Annotated in this window: 10 protein-coding genes; 3 read left to right on the plus strand and 7 right to left on the minus strand. The window is 35.2% G+C overall.

The features are described from left to right. Positions 1–8: 8 nt before the first annotated feature. A complete protein-coding gene (locus FCS21_RS04740) occupies positions 9–3,209 on the plus strand; it encodes an efflux RND transporter permease subunit (RefSeq protein WP_138620905.1) in 3,201 nt (1,066 codons plus the stop codon). Between the two features lie 115 nt (positions 3,210–3,324). Beyond that, entirely contained in the window at positions 3,325–4,221 is an 897-nt protein-coding gene (locus FCS21_RS04745; protein ID WP_138620907.1) for a cation diffusion facilitator family transporter, read from the plus strand. 143 nt (positions 4,222–4,364) lie between these two features. Here FCS21_RS04745 and FCS21_RS04750 read toward each other — a convergent pair whose 3' ends face one another. From FCS21_RS04750 to FCS21_RS04780, 7 genes are all read right to left on the minus strand, one after another. Then, a complete protein-coding gene (locus FCS21_RS04750; protein WP_138620909.1) occupies positions 4,365–5,168 on the minus strand; it encodes a DUF3108 domain-containing protein in 804 nt (267 codons plus the stop codon). Between the two features lie 157 nt (positions 5,169–5,325). Continuing rightward, positions 5,326–7,302: an LTA synthase family protein gene (locus FCS21_RS04755; RefSeq protein WP_171035628.1), complete on the minus strand. Its 1,977-nt coding sequence runs from the start codon at positions 7,300–7,302 to the stop codon at positions 5,326–5,328. Positions 7,303–7,444: 142 nt separating this feature from the next. Further along, positions 7,445–8,218, minus strand: a complete 774-nt coding sequence (locus FCS21_RS04760; protein ID WP_138620911.1) for a COG4705 family protein — start codon at positions 8,216–8,218, stop codon at positions 7,445–7,447. 45 nt (positions 8,219–8,263) lie between these two features. After that, positions 8,264–8,629 (minus strand): diacylglycerol kinase, encoded by a 366-nt coding sequence (locus FCS21_RS04765; protein WP_138620913.1) that lies wholly within the window; start codon positions 8,627–8,629, stop codon positions 8,264–8,266. Next, positions 8,629–10,329, minus strand: a complete 1,701-nt coding sequence (locus FCS21_RS04770) for a phosphoethanolamine transferase (RefSeq protein ID WP_246047007.1) — start codon at positions 10,327–10,329, stop codon at positions 8,629–8,631. The genes FCS21_RS04765 and FCS21_RS04770 overlap by 1 nt, the downstream gene beginning before the upstream one ends. A gap of 9 nt (positions 10,330–10,338) precedes the next feature. Next, the gene (locus FCS21_RS04775) at positions 10,339–11,931 is read right to left on the minus strand and encodes a ShlB/FhaC/HecB family protein (RefSeq protein WP_138620915.1); all 1,593 of its coding nucleotides are present in this window, start codon (positions 11,929–11,931) and stop codon (positions 10,339–10,341) included. 223 nt (positions 11,932–12,154) lie between these two features. Further along, the gene (locus FCS21_RS04780; protein ID WP_138620917.1) at positions 12,155–12,913 is read right to left on the minus strand and encodes a COG4705 family protein; all 759 of its coding nucleotides are present in this window, start codon (positions 12,911–12,913) and stop codon (positions 12,155–12,157) included. 297 nt (positions 12,914–13,210) lie between these two features. Here FCS21_RS04780 and FCS21_RS04785 point away from each other — a divergent pair, with 297 nt between their 5' ends. Then, the gene (locus FCS21_RS04785; RefSeq protein ID WP_171035629.1) at positions 13,211–13,927 is read left to right on the plus strand and encodes a DUF3108 domain-containing protein; all 717 of its coding nucleotides are present in this window, start codon (positions 13,211–13,213) and stop codon (positions 13,925–13,927) included. Positions 13,928–15,262 lie beyond the last annotated feature (1,335 nt).

A 15,262-nucleotide genomic window follows, 5' to 3' on the forward strand; every position in this document is an offset into this window, starting at 1 on the left:
TAATCAATATGTTTAATAAAATGATTGATTGGTCTATCAATAATAGACTACTGGTATTAATTGCTTTAATTGTCACCTTAATTGGTGCGGTTATGGTTATCCCTAAGCTTAATTTAGATGCTTTTCCTGATGTCACAAACGTGCAAGTAGCCGTAAATACAGAGGCTCCAGGGTTAGCTGCGGAGGAAGTTGAGCAGCTAATTACTTATCCTATTGAAGCGGTAATGTATGCTTTACCCGATGTTGAGCAAGTGCGTTCTATATCTAAAACAGGATTATCTGGTGTAACTGTTGTCTTTAAGGAAGGCACAGATATTTATTTTGCTAGGCAGCTAGTGTTTGAGCGGCTACAAGCAGCAAAAGAACTCATTCCAAAGGGTGTTGGTACACCGGATATGGGGCCAAATACATCGGGGTTAGGCCAAGTTTATCAATACTTACTTATCGCAGACAAAGGCTCTGAATATGATTCAATGTCTTTAAGAAGCTTAAATGATTGGATTGTTAAATTACTGGTAATGCCAGTAGATGGTGTCACGGATGTACTGTCATTTGGTGGTAATGTTAGACAATATCAAGTCAATGTAGATCCCTCTAAATTACTTTCTTATCAAATAACTCAAGACGATGTTGTTCAAGCGTTAGATCGCAATAATGCTAATGTGGGCGGTTGGTATATGAACCGAGGCCAAGAACAGTTAGTCGTTAGGGGTACTGGTTGGTTTAAAAGTGGTGAAGCAGGCATAGAAAACATTAAACAAGTCCCTGTAAAAAGTGTCGATGGAACCGTTGTTACGGTAGCTGATGTTGCTAAAGTTGAGTTAGGCAGTGAAATTCGCCAAGGTGCAGCCACAATGACCAGGCGAGCTGAAAACGGTAATGTTGAGCAACTAGGTGAAGTAGTCTCAGGTATTGTCTTAAAGCGAATGGGTTCCAATACCAAGGCGACTATTGATGGCATCAACTCGCGGATTGATTTGATTAATCAAGCGTTGCCTGATGGGGTGAGATTTGAAGCATTTTATGACCAGGGCGACTTAATAGAAAAAGCAGTTAATACGGTTGTTGAAGCATTGGCACTCGCTTTTATCTTCATTGTCATTGTAATTGCTTTGTTCTTAATGAATTTAAGAGCTACGTTTCTAGTGCTTATCTCTATCCCAATATCAATTAGTATTGCCTTGATGGTGATGGCTTGGTGGGGGATTTCTGCTAATTTAATGTCTTTAGGTGGTATCGCTGTTGCCATTGGTATGTTGGTTGATGGCTCTGTGGTGATGGTTGAGAATATGTTTAACCATCTTAATAGGCCAGATGCGACCCATCTAAAAAATGTAGAGTCACGTGTCCCTCATGAAGATGAAGATCCTCACCGAGTAGAGGGAGATGACCATGGTATAGACTTACGATTAAAACAGGCAGGTAAAGAAGTTGCTCGTCCTGTCTTTTTTGCAGCGTCCATTATTATTGTTGTTTTTATGCCATTATTTAGCTTTGAAGGTGTTGAGGCTAAGCTATTTCAGCCGATGGCTATTAGCATAATATTAGCGGTAGTCTCTGCCATTATGGTTGCACTATTAGTCGTTCCGGCTTTAGCAACGTTTATGTTTAAAAAAGGCGTAAAACAACGGGAAAGCTTTGTGCTTAAACCGTTAGATAAATGGTATAAGAAAGGGCTTGAAATTGCACTAACCAGAACAAAGTTGGTCATTATTACCTCTGTTCTGCTTGTGATATCAGCGCTAGCAATTATTCCTCAAATAGGCACTGAATTTGTACCTGAATTGGAGGAAGGCACCATTAACTTGAGAGCCACGTTAGCGCCATCATCTAGTTTGGAAACTGCCTTGTCGGTAGCGCCTATACTTGAAGAAAAATTAATGGCGTTTCCAGAAGTAACGTATGCATTAAGTCGAATTGGTCGAGCGGAAATTGGTGGAGATCCAGAGCCAGTTAATAACATTGAAATTTACATCGGCTTAAAACCTGTTTCACAATGGACAAGCGCTTCTAATCGATATGATTTACAAGATTTAATGGAACGAGCATTAGAAGTTCATCCTGGACTTTTATTAAACTTTTCTCAGCCCATAGCAACACGTGTCGATGAGCTTTTATCAGGCGTGAAAGCGCAACTGGCAATTAAGCTCTTTGGACCAGAACTCGATGTATTGGCGAGTAAAGGCCAAGAGATTGAAGCGGCAATCAAAACTATTAATGGTACACGTGATGTTGCACTAGAGCAGATAGTGGGTGAGGCACAACTCGTCATTGATCCAAACAGACTACAATTATCGCGATTTGGTCTTTCGGTGGGTGACATTATGGACGTAGTTCAAAATGGTATTGGTGGAATAGAAGCAGGACAAATTATCAACGGTAATGAACGTTATAGTATTTATGTTCGCATAGCAGAGGAGTATCGTAAAAATATAGAGGCTATTGCTGATATTAGACTGCAATCTCCTAGTGGTGCATGGGTACGTTTAGGTGATGTGGCAACTGTGACTTATCAATCGGGTCCTCCGCAAATTAGACGTGATGATGTTCAACGCAGAGTGGTTATTCAGGCCAATGTTCAAGGCCGTGATATGGGCAGTGTCGTTGCTGACATTAGGACGGCAATTGCAGAGAAGGTTGAGCTACCCACCGGGTATTCCATTGTGGTAGGTGGTCAGTTTGAAAATCAGCAACGAGCGCAAAAACGACTGGGTATTGTTGTGCCTATTTCTTTAGCGCTAATCGCATTACTGCTTTATTTTGCTTTTGGCTCGGTGGGTCAGGCAATGCTGATATTAGTTAATGTTCCTCTGGCTGTTATTGGTGGTGTTTTCTCGCTTTATCTCTCTGGGCAGTATTTATCGGTGCCAAGCTCTGTTGGTTTTATTACGCTGTTCGGTGTTGCTGTTTTAAATGGTGTCGTGATGGTTGAAAGTATTAATCAACGTATTAATGATGGTTTGGACAGTTCTAAAGCAATATTTGAAGGTGCCACTTCAAGATTGAGACCTGTACTTATGACGGCAATCACCTCGGCTTTAGGATTGATCCCTATGTTAATGTCTAACGGTGTTGGCGCAGAAATACAAAGACCGCTGGCAAGTGTGATCGTAGGAGGATTGGTTACTGCAACCTTACTGACACTCTTTGTTTTACCTGTGTTGTATCCTTGGTTTTCAAAGAAAAAAATAGAAGAGTTAAGTCGTTAATGAGGTAGATAAATAACAATCCCATTTCTTAATAGTTATGGGATTGTTTCCTCGGTTAGAACGCTAAATATACTTACAACAATTTAAGTAAAGTTAACAAATAAGGACTATTTTTATGGGGCACCACCATGGTCACGATCATTCCCACACACATGACGGTAAACTAAGTTTTGCTGTTTTTATTAATATTTTGCTAACGGTAGTACAAATAATTGGTGGGCTTGTATCAGGTAGTTTATCTCTTATAGCAGACGCACTACATAATTTAAGCGATGCAGGTGCTATTCTCATCGCCATTGTCGCAAGAAAAATAGCTCGAAAGCCTGCTAATAGTAATATGACTTATGGATTTAAGCGTGCTGAAATTATAGGTGCGTTAATCAATAGTACAACGCTGATTATTGTTGGTTTTTATCTTATTTATGAAGCTATATCTAAATATTTTAACCCAGAGCCGATAAATGGATGGATTGTTGTTTGGATTGCGACAATTGCCTTGGTAATAGATGCGGTAACAGCATGGTTAACCTATAGATCGGGGGTGAAAAACAACTTAAATTTAAAAGCCGTATTTATTCATAACATGTCAGATGCTTTTGCGTCTATTGTGGTTATTGTTGCAGGTACGCTTATTATTCTATACCAATGGTATTTTGTTGATATCATCGCGACAATCGCAATATCCATGTATGTGATATACCACGGTTTATCATTGGCTAAACAGACTATTAAAATTCTAATGCAGGCAGTACCAGATGACATTGATATTGATGAATTATGCACTGTGATTGAATCTATCACTAGCGTAAAAAAAGTTAATCATATTCATGTGTGGCAACTCGATGACAATAAGAAATTCTTGGAAGCTCATGTTACTTTAGAGATAGACCAAATCGATAATGGTATAGCTCAAATTAAAAAAATTCTTGTTAACCAATATGGCATTGACCACTCGACTATAGAAAGGTATATCGATAATCAAGAAAGCTTAGATAGTTGTTATCACCCGTAGTGAGTCAGTTTTATTGAATATAATTTGCAGATGATAACTCTACAATAATCAATGTGCATATTTCAAAGGAGGGCAATCGACTGTTATTAATAATAGAGATGTTCTGATGGTTACATCAGGGAAAAATAGTTATGTGTGACTTGTTAAGGCTGATGCTGTAATGATTTATTAATATCACATTGTGTAGCGAATTTTGATAGAAAGATCATTGGTGAAATAAATCCATCCAGTTTTGCTTTAACAAGTTGATAGTCAAGTTTTGGAGAAAACCATAAGACCATTTTATTGTATTCACCCACTTCTTTTATTTTAATTACGTTTAATTCCCCCCACTTTTTATGGTGAATAACCTCTCTAGCTGCCACTATAAAATGATACTTTTTAATCTGATCAGTTGCTTGACGATATAGTATGAAGTTCTTTTTATTTTGTATTAAATTAACCCTTATCTGCGCCCCTAAAGTATCAATGTCATATAGTGGGTAATTATTCTGATAAATATTAATATCATCATCAAGGTTAACGGTAGATAAAATTCCCTCATCAGAAGTAACAGCTTTCATTTCTCTTGCCCTTATACCTGTGATTTTTTGAGTGAAATTAGGAGTAATAAAATAATTATGTTGTGGTAACCAAAGCATCGAACTTGTTTGCATATAAGTTGAATCGAGCCAAAGAATACTAATACGTCCGGTAGAGCTTACTTCTGCACTAATTTTACTATCGATACCGTTCCACTTTATTACTCGATGAAAATTGCCAACGTTAGCACCTGCTAAAAACACATCATACTCGAACTCTTTTTCACACTGGTGAAGAGAAATAAACTCCTCGCTACTTATAGGTTGTTGCAATACATCTTTCTGTAATTGTTGAGCCAAAGAGATATTCAGTAGATTTACACCTAGTAAGAATAAAAGAAGAAGGTGTTTTATGAAAATAGCCATGTCGTATTTAAAACCATTTTTGAGTGGTGAATATACTATCAATGGAAGAATGTTTAGTAATCGCTAAATTTAAAAAGAATACATATTATATCTGACGAATGGCGCTTTTAGCTATGAAGCTCAAGCAAATTGAATTTAGCGAGAGCTTCACAAAGGCTTAATCACCTTTACTAGAATACCACTCCTTTTCGTAAGCCAAGCTACCCCATAAAACATGCGCTAATGCTATTTCAGCTAACCTAGGATTGATTTGTTTAGATGTTAGTTTTTTTTCATTGAAATCATAAACAAAATTAAGTGGCTCTTTTTGTGGCTGAAGGATAGTGACTTCATTACCTTCCATATAAGCAAAGTTATCGGCATATTGCATCATAGCTCGCCCAGGAGCATTACGATTATTAAGATCATGGCCAAGCATAGGTGAATCATTCGTAACACCCATTAAAGATAATAGCGTAGGTGCCAAATCAATTTGGCTAACAACTCTTTCATCAGAAGTAGGTCCGTGGCCTGAATTAAGTATTACAGCAGGAATATGAAAGCTTTGAATGGGCACTAAACTCTTACCACCTGTTCTAGCATCATGATCGGCAACCACAAGAAACACGGTATCTTTCCAGTATGGTTGTTTTTTTGCTTTACCGATAAATTCACCTAAAGCGTAGTCAGCATACTGTATAGCTTTATGACGCATTAATTCTTTGCCATTATATTGCGTTAATTGCTCTGGCGTATATTCAATTGGCGTTATAATTCCCGCTGGAATTTCAAAAGGATCGTGATTACTTGACGTAAAAATCAACGTAAAAAACGGTTTGTCAGCGGCATGTAATTTAGTTATTTCACTATTTGCTTGATTAAATAAATCACCATCACTGGCTCCCCATGATGCAACAAAATTAGGGTTTTTTATATCCGCAAAGTCAACAATGTCAGTAAAGCCGTTACCTAAGAAAAAGCTTTTCATATTATCGAAGTGGCTTTCACCACCATAAATGAATTGCGTGGTGTAGTTATTGTCTTTTAGAAGGCTTGCGATTGTGAAGAAACCTCGTTGAGATTTATCTAATTTCACGACAGCTCTAGCTGGAGTGGGAGTAAAACCTGTAATTACTGCCTCAATGCCTCTAACAGATCGTGTCCCAGTGGCATACAACTTTTTAAATGCCCAACCTTCGTTATTGAGTTTGTCAATCTCAGGAGTGAGGGTGAGTCCCCCTAAAGATGAAACAAATTGAGCACCCAAACTCTCTTCTAATATGATTACTAGGTTTTTAGGCTTTCCTTGATAAGTAGGTGTACGTATTGCCATTGATGGCTTATCTTTATTCAGAAAAGCATCAGTTGCTAAACCTGTCTCTTGTCTAACAAGGTTAATAATTTTATCCGTATCCATTTTTCCATAGAACTTAGATGCATTTTTTTCATTACCAAACTGCTTTAATGCATGGGCTACGCTATAAATAGAATTTAACGTTAAAGAATTTATTAATGGATCAGTAGAGAAGTACACGAATGCTGGATTAATGGGCCTATGTCCTATTGTCCCTCTCGCGCATAAGAAAAGTATAAAAAATAACACAATAAACGAGATAGCTGATGAACTAGCAAATATAGGATTATTTGTTTTTTTATTGTTGCTATTAACAAGCACCTTAATAAATTTCCAAGAGAATATAGCAGCAGTTATTAGAAGAGAAAAAACGATAACTAGTGTTGCTAGGTGACCATTTATAAGCATTTTCATTACTTCATTAGGGTAAGGTAAATACTCAATAAACAATCGGTTTGGTCTAAAACCGTATTCAATAATAAAAGCAGGTGTTGCTAATTCAAAAAATAATACGCTCATAAAGATTAAGACAAATATAATGCGTAATATTTTCAGCCATACATTTTGAAATCTAGAAAGCATCAACCAAGGATGAAGTATTCCTGGCAAAATTAATACGTACCCTAAAGTGCTTAAATCAATTCGCATACCATTAAAGAGTAGAGTAACAACACTGCCAAAATCATTAAACCGATCAATTTGCCACAGACCTAAGCCAACCCTTGAAACAAAAAGAGTAAAAAGTAGTAATAATGAAAATAATATGAAAGGACGTAATAAAGTAATTATGGAGGTAAACATTGGTATTAATATCTTTAATGAAACACAATGCTTACCTTAAAAAACTAAACTTAAGATCTCCTTAATTTAAACTGAATTAAAGCCAATAAGCTGATTTAAATTAATATAATAAACCAAGTACAACTGGCAACAAAAAAGCGTGTTAATCATGTATTTCATCTTTAGTGGCATCTATTCTACTTATAGAAAGGTAAGCTACTATGGCAATAATAATGGTAAAGAATGCGATATTAATTGTACCTGCACTTATCCCCATACCACCACTATCAGGTGTTTGTATAAACAGGTCACCTAACGATGCTCCAATAGGCCGAGTTACAATGAATGCTACCCAAAATGCAGTAACACCATCTAATATTTTTGCATAAAACAATCCACCGGAAACAACAAAAATGCCACCAAATAACATTAACGAATTTAAATACCCAAATGATAAATGTTCAGATACGGTATCACCAATCCCTGTGCCTAGCGCAAAAGTAATAAGTACAATTAACCAATAAAACACTTCTCGTTTATCATTGTTAATATTATGAATAGATAAAGTTCCTTCAGTTTTATGCCATAGATAAAAACCTGTAGCCATCATAATCGCAAATATAATATCAAGTGTTATTAAACTAACTGAAAAGTCATCAACTAAAATATCTGTTATCAATGTGCCTTCGATACTCATCATTACTATCAAAAACCAATAAGAGGGTGCAAAATATTTTTTTTGTCTAAAATTCCAAAACATTGCAGTAATGGTAATTAACCCCATCAAAATAGTTGTTCCCATAAGACCTAAACTCATGTCTACAACTATGAAATCTGCGGCTGTCTCTCCAACCGTTGTTGATAGTATTTTTACTATCCAAAAAAGTAAAGTTAGGCCAGCAACTCTATTAAATTGATGTGTACTTTTTTCTTGCATATCTATTATCCCTTTAATTCCAAGTAAAATAAGCTCACAGAGCCTTTAAATTAATATAATTAACCAAACACTACTGGCAACAATAAGGCTTATCATTACTGCTGCGGAGCCTAAATCTTTGGCGAGACCTGATAATGGGTGGATCTCTAGACCAATTCTATCTACCACAGCTTCAATAGCGGTATTTATAATTTCAGTAAAAATAATGAATAGGACAGCAAGTATTAATACAATTTGTTCTTTAAAACTTATATCAAATAAAAATGAAACTGGAATTGCTAACACTAATAATAATGCTTCTTGCCTAAAAGCAGATTCATGCTTATATAACCATTGAAATGCTCGTAATGAGTTTAATGTTGCTAAATAAATTCTTTTTATGCCCTTGGGCTTATTTTGATTGTCAAACACTAGTCTTCTCTCTTTATTTCTAATGGGGTTGGCATATTAACTCTTGCAATAGCACTTTGTGACTTACATTGAATGAAAGGATCTTTTTCAATATCATATACTTTTGTCTTAACGGACATAATACTCAATAATGTGTCAAAAACGTTATCGTGAGTGATCGGGGATTTAGCCAAAGAGCTTAGACAACCAAGATCAAAGTCTGTTTGCATTGGATCTGTCCAATAAAGCATAGGGATGTGTGTTTGCTCTGTTGGTGCGAATGCGTAGGGTAGTCCATGCAAATACACTCCACTTTCACCTAAAGATTCCCCATGATCTGAAATATAAAGTAAAGAAGTTTCAATGTTTTCTTTATCTGCTAATTGACTTAATTGGTTTATAATTTTAGAGAGAACAAGATCCGTATAGGCAATGGTATTATCATACGTATTTACGAGCTGTTCTTCAGAACAGTTTTGTATGTCACTTCGCTGGCAGTCGGGTGTAAATACGCGTTTATCTTTAGGATATCGCTTGAAATAGGTAGGCCCATGAGATCCGATCATATGTAGTACGATCAATGTGTTTTCTTGCGTCAAGTTACCTAGTTTTTCTCTCAAAGGCTTCAATAGCGCCTCGTCATAGCAATACTCTCCATCACATAAAGGGTTTGATTTGTTGGTATCAATTTGTTGTGTTTTAACGCGAGTGCAAACACCTTTACAGCTTCCGTTATTATTACTTATCCATAAAACATCAGCTCCGGCTAAGTGGATAATATCAACTGCATTTTGCTGCGCTGTAGCGACACGTTTATCATAGTTGTTTTTATCCAATCTTGAGAACATACAGGGCACTGAAACAGCGGTTGCCGTTCCACATGAACTCATATTTGAGAAAGAAACTACGCCTTGCTTATCGGTATATTGGTTTGTCGGTTTTTTATAGCCATTGAGTGAAAAACTTTGAGCGCGAGCTGTTTCGCCTAACACCATAACAGTGACATGTTTTCTATTATTATCGCGCACAATTGATGGTGCGGTGTCTAACACTTTAAAATCTAATGGTGGATAAAAATAGTGGTTTCGTACAAATTTGAATGATGCGTCCACCATTTTATAAGGGATAATATAACCAATAAGCTCTTTATTATTTCTCCCTACAGCAGCGTAATTAGAATAAAAAAAGAAGCCAATTAAAAGTACGGTTACAAGGCTTAATCCAATGAGTTTTACACGAGTTAATAGTTCTTTAAAAAAGGGTTTATAGGTTAATTGAACCGTATAGATGATAAGTGATGGAATGACGCCAAATAGCGTAAAAAATAAAACAGCGTATAGGTTTACGTAAGAAAACGCTTCAGCGGTATCAGTTTCTATCGTGTTTTGTACCATTCCGTAGTCAAATACTATCCCATACGTCATTGTGCCGTAAAATATTAAAGATGAACAAAGAACCGTTGTGATTAGAATAGGCTTAGTAACCCATCTAAATGAAAGTATTCCTTGTATTATAATGATGAGTGATAACAAAAGTATTGGCAGTGATAGTAAAAACAGTACACTGTAATTATCTAATGTTGTGATTGCACTGGCCATTTTCATTAAAAAAGGGATGTTCAATACAAGGGTAAGGTAGCCACAGGTTAACAATAACAATTGATTTGTTGTTAAGGATATCTGTTTAACGTATGTGATGATTTTTTTCACTGGTTTTTTCATTAGGTAACCTTAAAATGAATGTTTGGTGGTTAGGCGAAATTCAATGCTATTCACATTGGGATCGGCCGTAATAGGTTTGATAATATCGAGATGAATGACACGTGCTTCGCTAGAGTGTGTTGAATAAAATCGCGCACCAATCCCGATTGATGTCATCCATGGAGACTGGTTTTGTGATAATTCTGATTGGCCAAATACTTTGCCCGTATCGATAAAGGCAGCTCCGCCTAATTCAAGTAATTTATATAGGTTGATGTGTGGGTAATAGCGTGCTTCGACAGTGAATTGAGTGCTGTTTTTACCGTGTTGGTACTGTAATGGAAATCCTCGATTACCTGTTTCTCCACCGAGAACGATGGGAGTATCAATAAACTGGTTTTTGCTCAATACATTGTTATTATTAAAGTAAGCCCCCCAATTCTCATTAAACTTATGAAAGTATGAAGTATTAAATGAGAATAATAATCTGTTTAGTTCATCAGAGTCTCGGTATAGCTCTCCTTCAAATTTAGCCTCGAAGAATAAGAAGGAATTTTTAAGTATATCTACGCCTTTTGATAAATTTGACTGCCAAATTAATGCTGGAGCACCTTCGTGACTACTAAAATCTGAGCCTATATTTGCCGTAGCATGCCAACCTAAATTAAAATCTTCGATGTGATTAATTAAGTTGAGGTTTATGAGCTTTCTATAATCTTTTTGTAGATAGTCAACTGAAAAAAATGGGTAATTGAACTTTCTATTGGTGGGAATAGTGCTAACTATGGTTGAGTCGGGAACAGTTAAAAAGGTATGTTCTTCATTGGTATATCCCACGCCAAAACGTAAGGTGTTTTTTGATGAGTTACTATGAAGCCAATGCCAACTAACGGTTGAAAAATTTTGCTGATGAGCATATTGGTTTGACTCAATACCATTTTCATATTGCGTGTCTATTTGATTAAAATTGTCAAAACCAATATTAAATGCATTTTTGGTATCAAAACTGACAAACTTTTTTTGTATTAATATCGCTTCAGACGTACCGTCATCGTTATTACTGAACCGTATATTTGCATTGATATTATTTTTTAAAAACAAAGGAAACTGGGTGAGAACTGCATAACCTGTACGTTGATCATTACTGTAATATTCAATTTCAGTGTCTATACCTAGTCCGAGTAAATTCCTATCTTTTATACCGACTGAAAACGTATTGCTACCACCTTTTCTTCCAACACTGGCTGTGGGTAGTAGTGACCAATTATCCCAAGTTGTAACTTCAATTTTATTGTTTTCGTTATATTTTACAGCAGCATTTCTAATATATTTTTTACTACGTAGATGTCGCTCTAGTTCTTGTAAATTTTCTTCAGTTACTTTGCATTTATCTAAAAAAAAAGCAGATTCATTTAATAGCGTTATATTCTTTGTTTTTATATGAAAAAAGTTTGCCCATTCGTGAAGGAATATTGTTTCTTTGTCAGATAGATCAAAAATGTCATTGGTGACGAAAGTTACATTGTGAGTTTGATCACAAATCTCTTCTCCAGTAACGTCTTTTGGTACTATGATAAGAATAATAAAAAAAATTGCTGAGAAAGGTTTAATAAAAAATTGCATAAAAAACACCTATTGATAAGTGTTCCTATAATAAAAAATTAAACTTAAGATTGGCTTAGAGTAAACTGATAATTACCCTAGATTAAACTGAAGATTTATTGTTTTTCTGCTTCTAGGTTAAGCTGGTGATTCACTTATAATTAACGAAATAATTAATTACTTCGTTAATTATATTTGTTGCTTAATAATAAAAAATGAAAGGATAATTTAGAATAGTGCTAAGTTAATGTACTTTTTTTGATGCTTTTTGTTTGAAAGTAAATATAAAAAATAGCACTAAAAGTATAAGGGTTGCTGTTGCCATGTAACGGTCTAGCCCTAAACCACCTTCACTCATTGGTTTGTCAAGAAAATCACCTACTACAGCTCCTAATGGTCGTGTGAAAATAAATGCCATCCAAAACAAATAAACACGCGATATTTTTGTTTTAAAATAAGCGAAGGCAATAGCACATAAAATGCAGCTAAAAATTAATGCACTTGCCAAATATCCTAATCCTTGAGTTCCCGCAACCCAGTCACCTAAAGCTGTTCCTAGTGTTTGTGAAAACATGATAGTAACCCAGTAAAATACTTCAGTTTTTGGCGAACTAACCGTATCGACAGCGATAGACCCCATGGTTCGGTGCCAGGTAAACAAAGACGCTAATAAAAGTGTTAATAGTATTGTTGTACCACCTGCATATCCAAGACCCAATGATCGGTCTACAAAGTCAGCAATAGTTGTGCCTAATGTGGTGGTTGCAATAATGGTTATCCAATAAATTATTGGATGGAATTGTTTTGTATAAATTTGAGCAATGACAGCAACAGAAAAAAAGATAGCAAGTATACCTGTGCTGTATAAATAGCCTAGGTTCATTGACATGGATAAAGCGTCTCCAGCGGTTTCCCCTAAGGTAGTCGCTAATATTTTTATTATCCAAAAAATCAAGGTTACTTCAGGTACTTTGCTTAATACTTCCTTATTTAGAATATTCAAAAAACCATCTCCATAAATTATAAATCAAAACTAAAATCATAGAACGACAGTAAGAATGATAAATTATATGCATCCCATGAAAGTCTATGACCAACTTTGATATTATAAAAATGGGATCTTAAGATTGGCTTAGCTTAAACTTAAATGTTACTTTTTATAAAAAATTAATTCACGTTAGGGGAGGTTTGAGTTAAAAAGAGATGTTTTTAAAGCGAATAATTTTCTGAATAATAAAAAGGTCTTGTTAGCATGTTTAGTTACTCTCATTTTATTTCACGAACTTGTACAATGTACTGCTTGTTTGTTGTAAGTTGTTATGGTCAAAATATTGAACAACTTAGCGCATTAAAAAACGATGTTTTAATGGAGTATACTGCTCATTATGATGTTTATCGAAAAGGTGACAAACACGGTAAGGCATTACGAAGGTTATCAAGCGATGATAACTCACTGTATACACTAACATTCAAAACGGATGCATCAATATATTTCTATTCAATAAACACTGAAGAATCTAGCCAGTTTCTATACGAGAATAATCAAATAAAGCCAATGAAATATTTGGGCAAAGATGAAAGAACATTAAGAAAAACAAAGCATAAAACCATTGAATTTGACTATGCTAAAGGAGTGGTTTTAGGGAGAGAGAAGGAAAAAGAATGGTCACTTCCTTTGGAAGATAATACATTCGACCCGCTATTAGTCATCGAAAAAATGAGGTGTGACATACAAAATAAAATTCAGGGTTCAAAATATTTTGTCTATGATAAAAGTTCAGTGAAAACTTATTTATTCGAGTATTCAGGCAGAGAAACGATTAAAACCCCAATGGGAGATATTGATACTTTAAAAGTGTCAAGAGTAAGAGAAAACAGCTCAAGAAAAACGCACTTCTGGTTAAGTGTTGAACATAATTATATTCCTTTTAGAGTAAAGCAAGAAAATGACGGTGAGGAAGTTGCGACACTTGAGTTAACTAAGCTATTAATCCCTGCTATGAAACATAACTCATAAAAGCTTATATCAGGTAAATTAAAATATTTTACTTAAAAGATTAATTTATGTGGATCGTCACAAATAATGAGAAACGCGTCACCTGATAAGAAAATTAGCCAGTCCGCTGTGCCACCAAAGCGGACGTTCGCTGTTTAATGACCAACGTGCTATTTTTCGACTTTCTCAATAAGCTTATGGCGATATATTTTCTAATAAATTAATGGAATCATATTACTGAGAAGTCTTAGTAATAATCTACGATCAACCACGGATATCTTTAACCACCTATATTTATAGAAATAACATAAACATTGTGTATTACTGAGAAGTCTCAGCAATACACAACTAGAACAATTCACTTCAATTTTAATCTTTCTAATTTATTGAAATTATGGGATATTAAGCGATAATAAATTAATTTTATGGGGGATTACCTAAGCTGTTAGCTTTATCGGAGTATGTTTTTCATTATGAGTATTGAATATTGGAAGTTTATTAATTCATTTGCTCCATGGTTTTCTGCTATTGGAACTATATCGGCTGTAGTTGTATCGTTATATCTAGCTTTGTCGAGTAGAAAAACATCGATCAATATATCATCAGATATTTTCGATTTTGGAAATGAAAATAGATCACTAATTATTACTGTTACTAATACAGGTTTAAGAACAGTAGTCGTAGATAATCAGTCATGTATTCGCTTTCAAGCCGGTCGATTCAAAAATAAAAAAAGTTATTGGTGTTGGTACCGACTATGTCGACTATCAAAAAACTACAGCATTCCCTTGGCGTATAATCGAAGGAGAAACTGCTACGTTTGTGGTTAACATGAACAATAAAGATGGTAACTGGTTAAACAATTTAAAGCATAACTTCTTAAAGGGGATGCGCCTCTCTACTCTTAAGGTCATGGTGCTACCTAATGCAAGTAAGCCATTTCTAGAAAAAGTTGGTTCAACAATACATTCTCAATTACAGGGACCATTTAAAGCTAAGTAAATCAACAAGGACACTTAACAGTTGGCTACGTTTCGCTACACAATTTTAGCCAACCATTACTTAGCCTGTTATTTGGGCGTTGGCACATAGAGTATTTAATCAGGATTTCGTCATTAAATGAGTTATTTAAAAAGAAAAACGGGAAGAGATAGCCAAATTAATTCACTTCCAAATTATACAGCCGCTGGTTCTTATTGCTTTTTTAGCCAATGTATCGAATTAAATGATTTGGAATTAAAAGACTTATTAGCATTTTATTAGGCGACAATTAGCTTGGCCGGCTCGCGACAATTAACTTGACCGGTTTTGGTACACTTCAGAGATATTCATTTCAATAGAGAAAGATATGTCTGG

It is taken from the genome of Colwellia ponticola (genome assembly GCF_005885605.1).
GTDB classification, from domain to species: domain Bacteria; phylum Pseudomonadota; class Gammaproteobacteria; order Enterobacterales; family Alteromonadaceae; genus Colwellia; species Colwellia ponticola.